The organism is Streptomyces sp. NBRC 110611, from assembly GCF_001590865.1.
Lineage (GTDB): Bacteria > Actinomycetota > Actinomycetes > Streptomycetales > Streptomycetaceae > Streptomyces.
The window spans coordinates 40174-43129 of record NZ_BBUY01000027.1; the positions used below are offsets into that span (position 1 = coordinate 40174).

The following is a 2956-nucleotide window of genomic DNA, read 5'->3' on the forward strand; positions in this document are numbered from 1 at the left end:
GTGCATCGGCACCCTCGTCGTCGCCGCCCTCACCCTCTGGCGCCCCCACGCTGCCAGTGCGCAGCAGCCCTCCTCGGCGAGCGAAACCCGGCTCCACGTCACCGCGACAGCCCCTCTCATCCCCTCCCCGGGGGAACAGGCCGCCACGCTTCGCACGGCAGATGCGACAACTTCCCCACACATCGCGTCCGCCATCTCCGGTGAGGAGTACCGGGGGCCGTTTGCCGGCGGCGAGGCCGTTCGGCTGGTGGAGTACACGGTGCGGGAAGGCGACACGTTGTGGGACATCGCCCACACTCATCTGGGAGATGCGCTGAAGTGGCCCAGGATCTACGCACTCAACAAAGACCGCGTACAGAGCGACGGAGCCCGGCTCAGGGACCCGGACCTGATCATGCCTGGCTGGCAACTGACCATCCCTGTCAGCCACCGCTCCACCGCATCCCTGCCCACCCCTACCCCGGCGGGGCCCGCACCGGATGCCGCAGCTGAGACGCCGCCTGCTCCGACAGCGTCTGCGCAGCCGCCCCTGGATCAGAAGCCGGGCAGTGGCCGACAGCTCGACGGCAACCAGGCACCCGCCGCATCACGACACCACGATGACGCGATGGACCAGAAGACGGTGGCGGGGCCGGGACCGGCGGCTATCGGTTTCGGTGAGGCAAGTCTGATCGGTATCACCGCGGCAGCAGGGCTGCTGGCCGCGCGCCGCTACTGGTACCTGCACCAACGCCGCCTGCGCCGACCCGACAACGAAACGCCTGCACCGGCTTTGAGCCCTCTGGTCGACAAGGCTGCACAAGCCGCACACGCCGCCGCACAACCCCGCCGCGCCCACGACCCCGAGGCCCTGATCACCCGCCGCACCCCGCCCCAGCAACCCCGCAGCGCGGACACGGTCACCATCGGCGTGGAAGGCAACGTCGAGGTGCCCCTCGATGTCTTGGCCACCGTCGGCGGCTGCACTTGGACGGGCCCTGGGGCCGAGGGCGCCGCCCGCGCCCTGCTCACCGGCATCCTCACCGCGGCCGAACGCCAACGCCCCCGCCCTCCCCACGTCAAGGCCATCGTCACCGAAGAGATCGCCGGCTGCCTGCTGCCCGGACTGCCGCAACGGTTCACCGCCCTCACACAGAGCACCGACACCGCGCAAGCGGTCCGCATGGCCGAGCAGCACCTGATCACCCACGCCCGCGCCCACAACGAGCTCGACACTCCGGCAAGCGGGCAGGCGATGGCGCACTGTTTCGACGAGGAGGGCCCGGGCACCTTGGTTCTGCTCACCAGGCCGAACGCCGCCCATATCGGCCAGGTTCAAGCCGTGGCCACCCGCAGCCGGCCCGGCGTCCTGATCGTGCTCACCCTGGACGCCCCGCTCCCGGACGCCACGCACTGGCACATCGACGCAGACGGCACCACCACACGGCCCCACAAGCGCACTCACAGCGCCAGCCGCCTGGAGCTGTTCCACCTCACCCCTGACGCCGGCCGCGACATGACCCAAGTCCTCCTCGGCGCCCACGGCCAGCGCCCGAACCTGCGCATCCTCCCCACTCAGAGCCCGCCCCCACACGACAAGCAGCCCGACTCCGAACCGGGCCCCGAAGCCGATGCCGATGCCGTTGACGACTCAGAGGAGGAACCGGCCCCCTCTGACGACCCGCATCTGACCAGCGCATCGCGTCCGGTGCAGACCAAGCCCGTTCGCCTCCACGTCCTCGGACCCGTCACGCTTTACGCCCGCGGCCACGAAGAACCCGTCGGCACCAACCTGCGGCCGGAAGTCCACGAATTCCTCGCCCTGCTCGCCGCCTACCCCACCGGACTCCTCATCTCCGACATCGCCGACAAGCTCCACCTCACCCCCGGCAGTGAACACAACGCCCTCAAAAACCTGCGCCGCGCGGTACGCCGCGCCCTTCGCGCCGCAACCGGGATCACCACACAGGAATTTATCCTGCGTCAAGGGGAACTTCACAAGCTGAACCCGAGGCTCGTAGAAACCGACCTCGCCGATTTCACCCAGAAACTTAAAGAAGTATCCGTAACGGGAGCGGAGCATCCAGAAAAAGACGTCACGCATACCGTGCGCCAGGTCCTGACTCACTACTGCGGCCCCTTTGCCCAGGGCGGCGACTACCTGTGGGCCGATGCGATCCGCGAACACCTCACCACCCAGGCCACCGACGCCGCCCTCCGCCTGACCCACCAAGCCGAGCACACGCCCACCAACCCGCAACAGCGCGACACCGCCTTGGGACTGCTGGAGCACCTGGGTGCCCTCCACCCCGATCACGAGCGGCTCACCCAGCACGCCATCCGCCTCTACCAAGCATCCGGCCGCCACGACGCTGCCCGGCACACCTACAGCCGCCTCGAACGCCACCTCGCCGAGCTCGGCCTCGAACCAGAGCCGGCAACCCGAGCCCTTCTCACGCCGCGGGCCCCCTCCCGTCACACGCGGTAAAGCCGCAGCTCACTGCCCCTGCGAGCCTTATCACTCGGCATGAGCGGGCCCTTGGCGTTTGCCCTGTCGTATACGGCGCCGTTTTCGCCGTCGTATACGTGTACGCGCTTGGATGCGACACCGCCACCTGGCATATAACCGCAGGCCATGGCCCCTGCGAGCCACCGGTGGGCGGGGGCGACTGTATATCGGTGCAGCAATGCATCCCGATCTACCTGTGACAGACCCCGGCCCGTGAAACCCGGCGCGTATGCCGACGGCCGCGGCTCTCTTCCTGCGCGCCCACTCCGCTCCTCCCGCTCAGCCTGGCGAAGTCACAGCAGGCACCTGGCCCGAGACATCGGGTGGCCACGACAAGCGGTAGGCGCGGCGGCGCCCAGGCATAGCCGAGGTGCCGCCGCGCCGGGCACCGCGCCGGGCACCGCGCCGGGCACCGCGCCGGGCACCGCGCCGGGCACCGCGCCGGGCACCGCGCCGGGCACCGCGCCG

1 protein-coding gene is annotated in these 2956 nt (G+C 69.8%); it reads left to right on the forward strand.

The genetic code is table 11. The features are described from left to right. Nucleotides 1–2467, forward strand: a 2467-nt coding sequence (locus AZE13_RS31140; protein WP_079124557.1) for a BTAD domain-containing putative transcriptional regulator, incomplete at its 5' end; no start/stop codon positions are given. Nucleotides 2468–2956: the final 489 nt, after the last annotated feature.